The organism is Mycobacterium sp., assembly GCF_035640695.1.
Classification (GTDB): domain Bacteria; phylum Actinomycetota; class Actinomycetes; order Mycobacteriales; family Mycobacteriaceae; genus Mycobacterium.
In genome coordinates, this window is the sequence record NZ_DASQVQ010000133.1 from 1 (window position 1) to 12,285 (window position 12,285).

The 12,285-nt window shown below is 67.6% G+C and carries 12 protein-coding genes; 11 read left to right on the forward strand and 1 reads right to left on the reverse strand.

Going from position 1 to position 12,285, the window contains the following annotated elements; genetic code table 11:
- On the reverse strand, nucleotides 1-360 hold a 360-nt coding region (locus tag VE759_RS15725), incomplete at its 3' end, for a hypothetical protein (protein ID WP_324934067.1).
- A 40-nt stretch (nucleotides 361-400) separates the two neighbouring features.
- Here VE759_RS15725 and VE759_RS15730 point away from each other — a divergent pair.
- From VE759_RS15730 to groL, 11 genes are all read left to right on the forward strand, one after another.
- On the forward strand, nucleotides 401-2,428 hold the full coding sequence (locus VE759_RS15730; RefSeq protein WP_324934068.1) for an ABC transporter ATP-binding protein: 2,028 nt from the start codon (nucleotides 401-403) through the stop codon (nucleotides 2,426-2,428).
- Nucleotides 2,428-3,849 carry an NAD(P)H-hydrate dehydratase gene (locus VE759_RS15735; protein ID WP_324934070.1) on the forward strand — a complete coding sequence of 474 codons (1,422 nt, stop codon included), beginning with the start codon at nucleotides 2,428-2,430 and terminating at the stop codon, nucleotides 3,847-3,849. Before VE759_RS15730 ends, VE759_RS15735 begins: the two co-directional genes overlap by 1 nt.
- 12 nt (nucleotides 3,850-3,861) lie before the next feature.
- Entirely contained in the window at nucleotides 3,862-5,244 is a 1,383-nt protein-coding gene (locus VE759_RS15740; RefSeq protein ID WP_324934071.1) for a glutamate decarboxylase, read from the forward strand.
- A gap of 75 nt (nucleotides 5,245-5,319) precedes the next feature.
- The gene (gene alr, locus VE759_RS15745) at nucleotides 5,320-6,480 is read left to right on the forward strand and encodes an alanine racemase (protein ID WP_324934072.1); all 1,161 of its coding nucleotides are present in this window, start codon (nucleotides 5,320-5,322) and stop codon (nucleotides 6,478-6,480) included.
- Entirely contained in the window at nucleotides 6,477-7,568 is a 1,092-nt protein-coding gene (locus tag VE759_RS15750) for an alpha/beta hydrolase (protein ID WP_324934073.1), read from the forward strand. The genes alr and VE759_RS15750 overlap by 4 nt, the downstream gene beginning before the upstream one ends.
- A complete protein-coding gene (tsaE, locus tag VE759_RS15755) occupies nucleotides 7,561-8,022 on the forward strand; it encodes a tRNA (adenosine(37)-N6)-threonylcarbamoyltransferase complex ATPase subunit type 1 TsaE (RefSeq protein ID WP_324934075.1) in 462 nt (153 codons plus the stop codon). The genes VE759_RS15750 and tsaE overlap by 8 nt, the downstream gene beginning before the upstream one ends.
- On the forward strand, nucleotides 8,019-8,696 hold the full coding sequence (gene tsaB, locus VE759_RS15760; protein WP_324934077.1) for a tRNA (adenosine(37)-N6)-threonylcarbamoyltransferase complex dimerization subunit type 1 TsaB: 678 nt from the start codon (nucleotides 8,019-8,021) through the stop codon (nucleotides 8,694-8,696). Before tsaE ends, tsaB begins: the two co-directional genes overlap by 4 nt.
- Entirely contained in the window at nucleotides 8,693-9,154 is a 462-nt protein-coding gene (rimI, locus tag VE759_RS15765; protein WP_324934079.1) for a ribosomal protein S18-alanine N-acetyltransferase, read from the forward strand. The genes tsaB and rimI overlap by 4 nt, the downstream gene beginning before the upstream one ends.
- Before the next feature lie 35 nt (nucleotides 9,155-9,189).
- Nucleotides 9,190-10,209, forward strand: coding sequence for a tRNA (adenosine(37)-N6)-threonylcarbamoyltransferase complex transferase subunit TsaD (gene tsaD, locus VE759_RS15770; RefSeq protein WP_324934086.1), 1,020 nt, complete (start codon nucleotides 9,190-9,192; stop codon nucleotides 10,207-10,209).
- A 187-nt stretch (nucleotides 10,210-10,396) separates the two neighbouring features.
- A complete protein-coding gene (groES, locus tag VE759_RS15775; RefSeq protein WP_066982812.1) occupies nucleotides 10,397-10,699 on the forward strand; it encodes a co-chaperone GroES in 303 nt (100 codons plus the stop codon).
- A gap of 99 nt (nucleotides 10,700-10,798) precedes the next feature.
- On the forward strand, nucleotides 10,799-12,285 hold a 1,487-nt coding region (groL, locus tag VE759_RS15780; protein WP_324934084.1), incomplete at its 3' end, for a chaperonin GroEL.

Here is a 12,285-nt window from a genome sequence, read left to right on the forward strand (position 1 = left end):
GGCGATGCCGGCCAGCACTTCTTCGTCGTCGAAACTCAGCGGGGAGATCGCGCCGAAGTCGTCCGATTCGGCGAACTCCATGCCGATCACACCCAGACCGGAGTCGACGGCGGGATCAAAGCGCACCGCGGTCGCGTTCAAGTCCTGCGCGGCCGACCGCCGCACCAGCACCGTTCTGGTTTGGCGTTTGTCGGCCAGCACACGTTCGACGAACACTTCGCCGGGCTCCGGCTCGAAATGCTTGTGCAGCAACCATATACCGAATCGCTGCCAGCTATCCGTAGCGACGAGATACTGGCCGAGAGCATCAAGACATGCTCGATCGTCGTCCGTCAGCAATCCGACGTCGGTGGCGTCCATGTCCCGCAACGCCAGATAGTCATTCACCCCATGTTCACGTATGGCCAACATTGCCGAACCTCCTATGCGAGTCGATGTCCCAAGCGCTTCGGTCAACGCGGATGCTACGCCCATGCCTTGCCGAGCGGGCGAAACTGCTCATTCAATCCGAACCGGGGCCGGCATAAGCGCAGCCTATGCCCACCTGCCGCGTGCCAACCTGGGAGTTGTTGTAAAAACGGCGGCGATAGGCTTTGAGCCCGACCTACCGTCCGCCGGGACCGCCCGCGAGAAGGAGACTGCGGTTATGGCGCGCCTACTGCAACAACTGCTCCTACCGTACCGCCGGACCCTGGCCCTCATCCTCGCCGCCATGCTCCTGCAGACGGCCATGAACCTGGCCGGACCCTGGCCCCTGAAGATCGTCCTAGACAACGTCGTCGGCAATCGTCCGGTTCCGCACTGGCTGGCGATCTCGGTGCTTTCGGTGCTGGGCAGTGAAAGCAAACTACGCATCGCCGCGGCCGCCGGCATCCTGGCTGTCCTGATCGCAGTAGTGTCCGGCATCGGCTTTTACGTTGCCAGCTACTACACCGAGCGAGTGGGACAGTGCTTGGCAAATGATCTTCGGCTCAAGATGTACCAACATTTGCAACGCCTTTCCCTCGGCTACTACAACACCCATCAGGTCGGCTCGATATTGAGCACGATGTTCAATGACGTGCTGACTATTCAGAACTTCGCATCGGCTTCCACCCTCAACATGTTCACCGACTCGCTGACCATCGTCGGCATGCTTGGGGTAATGTTTTGGCTGCATTGGGATTTCGCGCTCATTGCGCTCACCGTGACACCGCTGTTGGCGCTGTTTGTGTGGCGGATCAGCAAGGCCATCAGGGCGGCGACCGAAGAGGTGCGCAAGACCCAGTCCGATATGGTTTCCATGCTGCAGCAGGGTTTGCAGGCCATCGAGGTCGTGCAGGCTTTCGAGCGACAGGACTTCGAAGAGCGCCAGCTACACGTCGCCGGGCGGCACATGGTGTTGTCGTGGCTGAAAGCCCGGCGGGCCTCGGCTCTGCTCACACCGGTGGTCGGGCTCGCGGTGGCGTTGTGCACCGGGGTCGTGCTCTGGCGCGGATCATCGCTCGTGCTGGCCGGCGCGATGACGATCGGCGCTCTGACGGTGTTCCTGTCCTACCTCGCCAGGTTCTTCCAACCCGTGCAAGACCTTGCGATGATGACGAACAATATCGCCCAGGTGTCGGTGGGTTTCGAGCGAATCCGGGCGATTCTCGACGCCGACTATGTCGTCCCGGAACGGCCCAAAGCTATTGACCCACCGCCATTTCGCGGCGAGGTGGCGTTCGAGCATGTGGCCTTCGGCTACGACGCGGCGGTCCCCGTGCTTCGAGATATCCATTTCACGATCAAGCCCGGTCAGATGGCTGGCATCGTGGGCCCGACCGGAAGCGGAAAATCCACGTTGATCAGCCTGATCGGCCGCTTCTACGACCCAGACACCGGACACATCAAGATCGACGGCGTCGACATATGTGAATACAAGGTGCACGGACTGCGGTGCCAGATCGGTTTCGTGCTTCAGGAGACCGTGCTGTTCCGCGGAACCGTGCGCGACAACATCGCCTTCGGGCGGCCCAACGCCAGCCATGAGGATGTCGTCCGCGCCGCGAAACTGGCCAATGCCGACGAGTTCATCTCCCGGATGCCGCAGGGCTACGACAGCCCGATAAGCGAACGCGGCACCAGCCTGTCCGGCGGTCAGCGCCAACGCATAGGAATTGCGCGTGCCCTCATTCGTGACAATCCGATTCTCGTTCTCGACGAGCCCACCGCGGCATTGGACGCCGGCTCCGAACACCTGGTGACCGAGGCCCTGGAGAGACTGATGGAGGGGCGGACGGTGATCACTATCACCCATCGTCTCAGCACCATTCGCGACGCCCACAAGATCATCGTCATCGATCACGGTGTGGTGGCCGAAGACGGTACCCACGAGGAATTACTGGCACGAGACGGCCTCTACGCCGAACTGCACCGAATTCAGTACGAACAAGAGCCGAGGCCCTGATGCGGCATTACTACACCGCCGACGAGATCCGCGAAGCCGAGGCGCCACTGCTGGCGAGTCTTCCCGAAGGCGGATTGATGCGACGTGCCGCGTTTGGACTCGCCACCGCGATCGCCCGGGAACTGCGGGCCCGCACAGGCGGCGTGGCCGGTCGCCACGTCTGCGCGGTGGTCGGATCGGGCGACAACGGCGGTGACGCGCTGTGGGCGTCGACATTTTTGCGCCGTCGCGGCGCGGCGGCCTCGGCGGTGTTACTCAACCCCGAGCGCACGCACCGGACGGCCCTCGCCGCGTTCACGAAGGCCGGCGGCCGCGTCGTGGAAACGATCCCGACCACACCGGATCTGGTGATCGACGGCGTCGTCGGCATCTCCGGGACCGGCCCGCTGCGGCCCAACGCCGCCGCGGTGTTCGCGACCGTCCAAGACGCCGGCATTCCGGTGGTGGCCGTCGACATTCCCAGCGGCCTCGACGTGCACACCGGCGCGGCCAGCGGCCCGCACGTCCACGCCGCGCTCACCGTGACCTTCGGCGGGCTGAAACCCGTTCACGCCCTTGGTGATTGCGGACGCGTGGCGTTGATCGACATCGGGCTGGACCTACCCCCGACCGACGTGCTCGGCTTCGAGGCCGCCGACGTCAAGGCCCGCTGGCCGGCGCCCGGCCCGCACGACGACAAGTACACCCAGGGCGTGGCCGGCATTCTGGCCGGCTCGGCGACCTATCCCGGCGCGGCCGTGCTGTGCACCGGCGCCGCGGTCAAGGCCACCTCCGGCATGGTGCGGTACGCGGGCAGCGCTGCCCAGCAGGTACTTTCGCAGTGGCCGGAGATCATCGCCGCGCCAACCGCCAGCGCGTCGGGCCGGGTTCAGGCCTGGGCGGTCGGGCCCGGCATCGGCACCGACGACGCGGGCGCGTCCGCGTTGTGGTTCGCGCTCGACACGGACCTGCCCGTGATCGTCGACGCCGACGCGTTGACGATCCTCGCCGCCCATCCCGATCTCGCCATCAACCGCACCGCGCCGACCGTGCTCACCCCCCACGCGGGCGAATTCGCCCGGCTCGCCGGCGCACCGCCGGGCGACGACCGGATAGGCGCGACCCGAAAACTCGCCGACCGGTTCGGGGCGACCGTGTTGCTCAAGGGCAACGTCACCGTAATCGCCGACCCCGACGGACTGGTCTACCTCAACCCGGCCGGCCAATCCTGGGCTGCCACCGCCGGTTCGGGTGACGTGCTGTCCGGCATGATCGGTTCGCTGCTGGCCGCCGGGCTGCCCGCCGTCGAGGCCGCCGCCGCCGCGGCGTTCGTGCACGCCCGCGCGGCGAACATGGCGGCCGCCGATCCCGGGCCTGGCCCGGCCCCGACGTCGGCGTCGGGGGTCCTCACCCACATCCGCTCCGCTGTCGCCGCGCTCTAGAAAGGACCGCCGATGCCGCGTGTATCCCATCCAACGTCGTCGATCGCACCGGCATACACGGCGCGGCTGTTCACTGACCCGGTGCCGGCGCTGCGGCTGCCCGACGAGACCATGGATCCGGATGCCACTTACCTTTTCATCCACGACGAGTTGATGCTCGACGGCAGCTCGCGGCTGAATCTGGCCACATTCGTCACCACGTGGATGGAGCCGCAGGCCGAGAAACTGATGGCCCAGACCTTCGACAAGAACATGATCGACAAGGACGAATATCCGGTCACCGCGGCCATCGAGTCGCGCTGCGTGTCGATGGTCGCCGACCTGTTCCACGCCGAGAACCTGCGCGACGACGACCCGCATAGCGCGACCGGGGTGTCAACGATCGGTTCCAGTGAGGCGGTGATGCTCGGTGGGCTGGCGTTGAAGTGGCGGTGGAAGCAACGAGTCGGCGATGCCTGGCGCACCCGCACACCGAATCTCGTCATGGGATCCAACGTGCAGGTCGTCTGGGAGAAGTTTTGCCGCTACTTCGAGGTCGAACCGCGCTACCTGCCGATGGAAAGGGGCCGCTACGTCATTACGCCGCAACAGGTGCTGGACGCGGTCGACGAGGACACCATCGGCGTGGTGGCAATCCTCGGCACCACCTACACCGGAGAGCTCGAGCCGATCGGGCAGGTCGCCGCGGCGCTGGACAAATTGGCGGCCGACGGTGGCGCCGACGTGCCGATACACATCGACGCCGCCAGCGGTGGTTTCGTCGTACCGTTTTTGCATCCCGACCTGGAATGGGACTTCCGTCTGCCCCGCGTGGTGTCGATCAACGTCAGTGGGCACAAATACGGGTTGACCTACCCGGGAATCGGCTTCGTCGTGTGGCGCGACCGCGAATCGCTGCCGGAGGAGCTGGTGTTCCGGGTCAACTACCTGGGCGGCGACATGCCCACGTTCACGCTGAATTTCTCGCGGCCGGGCAACCAGGTCGTCGGCCAGTACTACAACTTTCTGCGACTCGGCCGCGCCGGCTACACCCAGGTGATGCAGACACTGTCCCAGACCGCCCGCTGGGTGGCCGACGAACTCCGCAGCACCAAGCACTTCGAGGTGATCTCCGACGGCTCGGCGATTCCTGTGGTGGCGTTCCGGCTGGCCGGTGACTTCGGGTACACCGAGTTCGACGTGTCCGCGGGTCTGCGTGCGTATGGCTGGCAGGTGCCGGCCTACACGATGCCCGATAACGCCGCCGACGTCTCGGTGCTGCGGGTGGTGGTGCGCGAAGGGTTCTCCGCCGACCTGGCACGGTCGTTGCGCGACGATCTTCGAGCCGTCATCCAGCACATGGACGAGCTCAAGCCACGCGGACAGTTCAACAACCAGCGGCACTTCGCTCACTGAGTGTGTCGCGCAACCCAGCGGTGTCAGAACGGCCCACTCGGCCGGTCTGGAACAATTGTCGGCGGTGAAACTGACATGTATCCGCTTACCACATCGTTGACCCCGCACACCTCGGCCGAGGCCGTGGTGGACCTCGACGCGATCGCACACAACGTGCGGGTGTTGTGTGAGCATGCCGGATCCGCGGCGGTGATGGCGGTGGTCAAGGCCGACGGCTACGGGCACGGCGCCAACCAGGTCGCGCGCGCGGCGCTGGGCGCGGGCGCCGCAGAACTAGGGGTGGCCACCATCGAGGAGGCGCTCGCGCTGCGGCGCGACGGCATCACCGCGCCGGTGCTGGCCTGGTTGCACGCCCCGGGCACCGATTTCGGGCCCGCGCTCGACGCCGACGTGCAGATCGCCGTGTCGTCGGTGCGCCAGCTCACCGAACTCCTGGATGCGGCACGACGGACCGGGCGGACCGCTTCGGTGACCGTCAAGATCGACACCGGGCTGAACCGCAATGGGGTCAGTGCCGCGGAATACCCGGCGATGCTGGAGGCGCTGCTGCGTGCGCAGGCCGACGACGCGATCCGGGTGCGCGGCCTGATGTCGCACATGGTGCACGCCGACGAACCCGACCACCCGACGAACGACCTTCAGGCGCAGCTGTTTTCCGACATGCTGGCCAAGGCGCGGGCGGCGGGCGTGCGATACGAGGTGGCGCACCTGTCGAATTCGCCTTCGGCGATGTCGCGGCCCGACCTGAACTACGACATGATCCGGCCCGGCATCGCGGTGTACGGGCTGAGCCCGATCCCGGAGCGCGGCCCGATGGGCCTGATGCCTGCGATGACGCTGAAATGCTCGGTGGCGCTGGTGAAGTCGGTGCGTGCGGGCGAAGGTGTGTCCTACGGGCACACCTGGATCGCCGACCGCGACACCACGCTGGCGCTGCTGCCGATCGGCTACGCCGACGGCGTGTACCGCGCGTTGAGCGGGCGCATCGACGTCCTGATCAACGGCAGGCTGCGCCGCAGCGTGGGACGCATCTGCATGGACCAGTTCGTCGTGGATCTCGGGCCGGACGAAACCACGGTGCGTGAGGGTGACGAGGCGATCCTCTTCGGTCCGGGACTCGACGGCGAGCCCACCGCCCAGGATTGGGCCGACCTGCTCGACACCATCCATTACGAGGTGGTGACGAGCCCGCGCGGCCGGGTGACCAGGGTCTACCGCGAGGCCGAAAGCCGTTGACCCGTCGACGTAACGCCTGGCTGGCCGGCGTCGCGGGGGTGTCCGCGGTGGGTGCCGTCGCGGGCGTCTCGGCCGCCCGCACGATGGGCCGGCGCAAGACAATCCCGGATCCCTACGCCGACGAGGACTTCCACCTGCTCGACGCCGACCGCAGCTGCGTGGTGACCACGACGGACGGCGTGCCGTTGATGGTGCGCGAGACCGGGCCGGTCGACGCGCCGCTGACCGTGGTGTTCGCGCACGGATTCTGCATGCGCATGGGTGCGTTCCACTTTCAGCGGGCACGGCTCGCCGGCGAGTGGGGCTCGCAAGTTCGCATGGTGTTCTACGACCAACGCGGACACGGCGAGTCGGGCGAGGCGCCGCCGGACACGTACACGATCGAACAGCTCGGCGAAGACCTCGAGGTGGTGTTGAAGGTGATGGTGCCGCGCGGGCCCGTCGTGCTCGTCGGCCACTCGATGGGCGGCATGACCGCGATGTCGCATGCGCACCGCTACCCGCAGCAGTACGGCAGCCGTATCATCGCCGTTGCGCTGATCGCGTCTGCGGCCAAAGGACTTTCGGAGTCCCCACTCGGCGAGATTTTGGAGAACCCCGCGCTGGAGGGCGCGCGCGCCGCGGTGCGCTATGCGCCGGGCCTGGTGCATCGGGCCCGCACCGCCGTGGCAGGCATGCTGCGGCCGATCCTGCGTGCGGCCTCCTATGGTGATCACCGTGTCAGCCGCCGCGTCGTGGAGTTCTCCGAGCAGATGATCCACGAAACCCCGGTGACCACGCTGGTGGAATTTCTGCGCGCACTCGAAATGCACGACGAGACGGCGGCGCTGCCCACGCTGGCGAAGGTGCCGGTGCTGATCCTCTGCGGCGACCACGACCAGCTCACGCCACTGGACGCCTCCGAGGCGATGGCAGCCGAACTTCCCGACGCGGAGCGCGTGGTCGTCGGCGGCGCCGGGCACCTGGTGCAGCTCGAGCGGCCCGACGTCGTCAACGACGCGCTGATGCGGTTGGTCGACCGCGCCATGCCCTCCAAACTCGTCATGCTGACGCGGCGGGTGCGTGAGAAGGTCCGCCGCCGTGGCTGACTCGAATTCGGCCACCCTGCCGAGCACCGACGACACGCTGGCCCTCGGTGTCCGGCTGGGCAAGGACCTGCGCGCCGGTGACGTCGTCGTGCTCTCCGGGCCGCTCGGCGCCGGAAAGACGGTGCTGGCCAAGGGAATCGCACAGGCCATGGATGTCGATGGCGCGGTCATCTCACCGACGTTCGTGCTCGCACGGGTCCACCCGGCGCGCCGTGCAGGGGCGCCGGCGATGGTGCACGTCGACTTCTACCGGCTGCTCGACCACTCCGACGTCGACCTGCTCGCCGAGCTCGACTCGCTGGACCTGGACACCGATCTCGGCGACGCCGTCGTCGTCGTCGAGTGGGGCGAGGGGCTCGTCGAGCGGCTGTCGGACCGCCATCTCGACGTGCGGCTGGAGCGTGGCGCCAACACCGATGTACGCACCGCCACCTGGGAGTGGTGCCGATCGTGAACGCGGTCGTGCTGGCCATCGACACCGCGACCCCGGCGGTCATCGCGGGAGTCGTGCGGCGGCACCACTCTTTGAAAGTGCTTGGCCAGCGTGTGACGGTCGACGCCCGCGCCCACGCCGAGCAACTCACGCCTAATGTGCTCGGTGCCCTCCGCGACTCCGGTCTGACCTTCGCCGACCTCGGCGCCGTCGTAGTCGGTTGCGGCCCGGGACCCTTCACCGGTTTGCGCGTGGGCATGGCGACGGCCGCCGCATATGGCCACGCGCTGGATGTACCCGCGTACGGGGTATGCAGCCTCGACGCGATCGGCGTCGGTACCGAGGGCGACGTGCTCGTGGTCACCGACGCCCGCCGCCGCGAGGTGTACTGGGCGCGCTATCGCGACGGTGTTCGCATCGACGGACCGGGCGTGGACGCCGCGGCGGATGTGCCGGTCGGGTCCGCTAGGGCGGTCGCCGGCTCGCGCGAGCAGGCGAGACTGTTCGAATTGCCGTACCTGGACGCCGAATACCCGACACCGGTCGGCCTGGTGCGGGCCGTGTCCCATTGGTCGGCGCCACCCCCGCCGCTGATACCGCTGTATCTGCGTCGCCCGGACGCCAAATCGCTTGCCGAACGCTCGGTGGCCGGGCCGGAGGGCAGCAGCGAAGCGACTCGGGAATTGGCGAAATGACGATCACGATCGATGCGCTCACCCACGCCGACGTCGCGCGCTGCGCCGAACTGGAGGTGCAGCTGTTCGAGGGGGATGATCCCTGGCCGGCGTCGGCGTTCGTCCACGAAATCGGCTCCCGGCACAACCTTTACGTCGCCGCCCGGGCCGGCGACAAGCTCGTCGGCTACGCCGGAATCGCCCGGCTGGGGCTGCTGCCTCCGCGTGAATACGAGGTGCACACGATCGGTGTGGATCCGGCCTACCAAGGCCAGGGGATCGGCACGCAACTGCTCGGCGCGTTGCTCGACTTCGCCGGCGCAGGCGGCAAGCCCGGAACGGTCTACCTCGAGGTGCGCACCGACAACGCCGCCGCGATCGGGCTGTATCGCAGCGCCGGATTCGTCGAGGTCGGTCTGCGCAAGCACTACTACCGCAGTGGTGCCGACGCGTACACGATGCGGCGGGACCCGCCGTGACGACCGCTGTTTCCGGATCGCCTCGCTCCCGCCCGCTGACCATCCTCGCGATCGAGAGCTCCTGCGACGAAACCGGTGTCGGCGTCGCCGAGCTCACCGCCGACGACAATGTGCGCCTGCTGGCCGACGAGGTGGCCTCCAGCGTCGACGAGCATGCGCGCTTCGGCGGAGTGGTCCCCGAGATCGCCTCACGCGCCCACCTCGAAGCGCTGGGCCCGACCATGCGGCGTGCCCTCGCCGCGGCCGGGATCTCGAGGCCGGATGTTGTCGCCGCGACGATCGGCCCCGGTTTGGCCGGCGCACTGTTGGTGGGAGTCGCTGCGGCCAAGGCCTATTCGGCCGCGTGGGGTGTGCCGTTCTACGGGGTGAACCATCTCGGCGGGCATCTCGCCGCCGACGTGTACGAGCACGGCGCGCTGCCGGAATGCGTCGCACTGCTGGTGTCCGGGGGTCACACCAACCTGCTGCACGTGCGCTCGCTCGGCGAACCGATCATCGAGCTCGGCGGCACGGTCGACGACGCGGCCGGCGAGGCCTACGACAAGGTTGCCCGCCTGCTCGGGCTCGGATACCCGGGCGGCAAGGTGCTCGACGACCTGGCCCGCACCGGCAATCGGGGTGCGATCGTGTTCCCGCGCGGCATGACCGGCCCGCGTGACGACCCGTACGCGTTCAGCTTCTCCGGGCTCAAGACCGCCGTGGCCCGCTATCTGGAGAGTCGCCCCGATTGGGTGGCGGCCGACGTGGCGGCCGGCTTCCAGGAGGCCGTCGCCGACGTGCTGACCGCCAAGGCGGTGCGCGCCGCCACTGACCTGGGCGTGTCGACGCTGCTGATCGCCGGCGGCGTGGCCGCCAATTCGCGGCTGCGTGAGCTGGCCGAAGCGCGGTGTGCGGCGACCGGTCTGACGCTGCGGGTGCCGCGGCCGCGGCTGTGCACCGACAACGGCGCGATGATTGCGTCCTTCGCGGCGCATCTAATCGCGGCCGGCGCCGCCCCGTCGACGCTGGAGGCGGCCGCAAATCCCGGTCTGCCGGTGCTCACGTCGCGGGTGTAGGAAGATGCCAGGGGCCAGCCTTGAGTGCTAGCACTCGCATGTATAGAGTGCTAGGTGGCAGGCGACAGCTCCCGTGTCGGCACCCGCGACGACGGCGGGGGAGCAGGGCGTATGCCGGACACCTGTAATCCCGACCGGTCCGGGGACCAGCCCCGGACCGCATCCCAATCAAGTGGAGGGCTCAATCGTGGCGAGCGTGAACATCAAGCCACTCGAGGACAAGATCCTCGTTCAGGCCAACGAGGCCGAGACCACGACCGCGTCCGGTCTGGTCATCCCCGACACCGCCAAGGAGAAGCCGCAAGAAGGCACCGTCGTCGCAGTCGGCCCCGGCCGCTGGGATGAGGACGGCGAAAAGCGGATTCCGTTGGATGTGTCGGAGGGCGACACCGTCATCTACAGCAAGTACGGCGGCACCGAGATCAAGTACAACGGCGAGGAGTACCTGATTCTGTCGGCCCGCGACGTGCTGGCGATCGTCAACAAGTAACGACAAGCGTGACCGCCCCGGCGATCCCCGCGCGACAGCGGCGGATTTCCGGGGCGGCATGCGTTGGCCGGACACGGACCTAAGGACAAGCGACAGCTTATGGCTAAGCAAATTGAGTACAGCGAAACAGCGCGCCGCGCAATGGAATCCGGTGTCGACAAGCTCGCCGACGCGGTTCGGGTGACGCTCGGCCCGCGGGGCAGGCATGTGGTGTTGGCCAAGGCCTTCGGCGGCCCGGTGGTGACCAATGACGGCGTCACGATCGCGCGCGAGATTGAGCTCGAGGATCCGTTCGAGAACCTCGGCGCTCAGCTGGTGAAATCGGTCGCGACGAAGACCAATGACGTGGCCGGCGACGGCACCACCACCGCGACCGTGCTGGCGCAGGCGCTGGTGAAGGGCGGACTGCGCAACGTCGCCGCCGGCGCCAACCCGATCGCGCTCGGGTCGGGCATCGGCAAGGCGGCGGACGCCGTGTCGGAGGCACTGCTGGCCGCGGCCACGCCGGTGCAGGGTCAGACCGGAATCGCTCAGATCGCAACGGTTTCTTCCCGGGATCCCGAAATCGGCGAACTGGTCGGCGAGGCGATGACGAAGGTGGGTGGCGATGGCGTTGTGAGCGTCGAGGAATCCTCGACGCTGTCCACCGAGCTGGAGATCACCGAGGGCGTTCAGTTCGACAAGGGTTACCTGTCGGCGTATTTCATCAGCGACTTCGACCGGCAGGAGGCTGTGCTCGAAGACGCGCTGGTGCTGCTGCACCGCGACAAGATCAGCTCACTTCCCGACTTCCTGCCGCTGCTGGAGAAGGTGGCCCAAGCCGGCAAGCCGCTGCTGGTGATCGCCGAGGACGTCGAGGGCGAGGCGCTGTCGACCCTGGTGGTCAACGCGATCCGCAAGACGCTGCGGGCGGTGGCGGTGAAGGCGCCGTTCTTCGGTGACCGCCGGAAGGCTTTCCTTGAAGACCTTGCCGTGGTGACCGGAGCGCAGGTCGTCAACCCCGACGTCGGTCTGCTGCTGCGTGAGGTCGGCCTCGACGTGCTCGGCTCGGCCCGGCGCGTCGTGGTGACCAAGGACACCACCACGATCGTCGAGGGCGGCGGCAGCAAGGAGGCCATCGACGCGCGGATCAAGCAAATCAAGTCCGAGATCGAGACCACCGACTCCGACTGGGACCGCGAGAAACTGGAAGAGCGGCTGGCCAAGCTGTCCGGCGGCGTTGCGGTGATCAAGGTCGGCGCGGCCACCGAGACCGCGCTCAAGGAGCGCAAGGCACGCGTCGAGGACGCGGTGTCGGCGGCCAAGGCCGCGGTCGAGGAGGGCATTGTGCCCGGCGGCGGGGTGGCGCTGTTGCAGGCCCGGACGGCGCTGAAGCGGCTGCGCGAGTCGTTGTCCGGTGACGAGGCCCTGGGGGTCGACGTTTTCGGCGCGGCGCTCAACACACCGCTGTACTGGATCGCCGCCAATGCCGGGCTCGACGGCTCGGTGGTGGTGAACAAGGTCAGCGAGTTGCCGCCCGGCCACGGCCTTAACGCGGCCACGCTGTCCTACGGCGACATGGTCTCCGACGGCGTCATCGACCCGGC

What these genes read in the sequence shown, in the direction of transcription:
- alr (WP_324934072.1), top strand. Translation starts at nt 5,320, where the DNA reads ATGTATCCGCTTACCACATCGTTGACCCCGCACACCTCGGCCGAGGCC.
- VE759_RS15735 (WP_324934070.1), top strand. Translation starts at nt 2,428, where the DNA reads ATGCGGCATTACTACACCGCCGACGAGATCCGCGAAGCCGAGGCGCCA.
- VE759_RS15730 (WP_324934068.1), top strand. Translation starts at nt 401, where the DNA reads ATGGCCAACATTGCCGAACCTCCTATGCGAGTCGATGTCCCAAGCGCT.
- rimI (WP_324934079.1), top strand. Translation starts at nt 8,693, where the DNA reads ATGACGATCACGATCGATGCGCTCACCCACGCCGACGTCGCGCGCTGC.
- VE759_RS15740 (WP_324934071.1), top strand. Translation starts at nt 3,862, where the DNA reads ATGCCGCGTGTATCCCATCCAACGTCGTCGATCGCACCGGCATACACG.